The organism is Nitrospirae bacterium YQR-1, assembly GCA_039908095.1.
In the GTDB taxonomy this organism is placed as follows: domain Bacteria; phylum Nitrospirota; class Thermodesulfovibrionia; order Thermodesulfovibrionales; family Magnetobacteriaceae; genus Magnetomonas.
The window spans coordinates 1-1,452 of sequence record JAMOBJ010000077.1 but is presented as its reverse complement, the minus strand read 5'-3'; the positions used below and the strand labels follow the sequence as shown (position 1 = coordinate 1,452).

At 45.4% G+C, this 1,452-nt stretch carries 1 protein-coding gene; it reads right to left on the bottom strand.

Annotated elements, in window-relative coordinates; translation table 11 throughout:
- Positions 1-59 precede the first annotated feature (59 nt).
- Entirely contained in the window at positions 60-1,328 is a 1,269-nt protein-coding gene (locus H7844_15940; protein ID MEO5358769.1) for a phospho-sugar mutase, read from the bottom strand.
- Positions 1,329-1,452 lie beyond the last annotated feature (124 nt).

Below are 1,452 nucleotides of genomic sequence, written 5' to 3'. Positions count from 1 at the left end.
CAAGTTTTTTTCATCCAGAATTTTTATGCGTAAGCGTTTCTCAAACAGCTAATACCAATTCAAAAGTAAACACAGGCATCCTTATCCCTTGCGTATGTGCCGCGCAGGTAGCCGTAGGATTCCTCACAACCAAAAATAAAATCGAAATCCGGGTTTTGCTTTATCCACTCTCCGATGTACTTAAAACCGGTCAACACAGATATGCACTTTACGCCAAAGCTATCGGAGATTTTCTCTATGAGGCTGCTGGTTACGATAGTTTTAATGACAGCGGCTTTTTTAGTATCAATAGTGCCGGCAAGTGCTTCCAATATGTAGCCGGTAAGGAGCACTCCTACCTGATTTCCGTTAAGAAGAACCGGTTTGCCGTCGTTGTCTCTTACAGCTACCCCTATGCGGTCGCAGTCGGGATCTGTGGCCAGGGCAATGTCAGCCCCTGTTTTTTCAAACAGGGCAACGGCCATTTTAAATCCTTCCGGCTCCTCAGGGTTTGGGGATATAACGGTGGGAAAGTTGCCGTCGGGGATACTCTGCTCCTTGACTATATGGATGTCAGAAAATCCCTGCATTATCAGTGCTTTGGCAACAACAGAGTATCCGGCGCCGTGAAGAGGAGTATATACTATTTTTATGTTATCCGCAGCTGTACGAACCGACTGTTTACACACCTCTTTTATGTAAGCGTTGTCAACCTCAGAGCCGATTAATTCAATTAAACCAGCGCTTACAGCACTGTCAAAGTCAGTGCTGCTTTTAACATCTGTAAGTCCTGTTATTTTACCAACCTCTGCAATTATGTTTTTATCGTGAGGCGGGGTAATCTGCCCGCCATCCTCAAAATAGACCTTATAGCCGTTGTACTCCGGTGGGTTGTGGGAAGCTGTGATACACACACCAGCTTTTGCTTGTTTAAATCTTACAGTAAAAGACAGTTCAGGCACCGGCCTTAAAGAGTCAAAAAGATACATTTTTATTCCGTTTGATGCAAGAACTACTGCGGTTTCTCGGGCATACTCCTTGGAATTATTTCTACTGTCGTATCCAATAACAACACCTCTTTCAGCGCCGTCTTCAAATGATAAAATGTAGTTGGCAAGCCCCTGTGTGGCCATCCTAACGGTGTATGCGTTAATGCGGTTAATACCGCCTCCCATGACACCTCTGAGGCCGCCTGTGCCAAAGTCCAGTGTTCTGTAAAACCTTTCCGTCAGCTCAGTGTAATCTTTGGCGTCAATCAAAGCCTGAATTTCCGCTCTCGTTGCACAATCATAGACAGGGCTTGTGGCCCACTCGGTCGCTAATTTTATAATTTTTTCGATACAAATCATGCCGCCAACTCCTCTGTCATTCTGTGCTCCTGAGCTTGTCGAAGGGCTGAGCCTATCGAGAGCGCAAATTCAGGCTTTGATTGACGCCAAAGATTACACTGAGCTGACGGAAAGGTTTTACAGA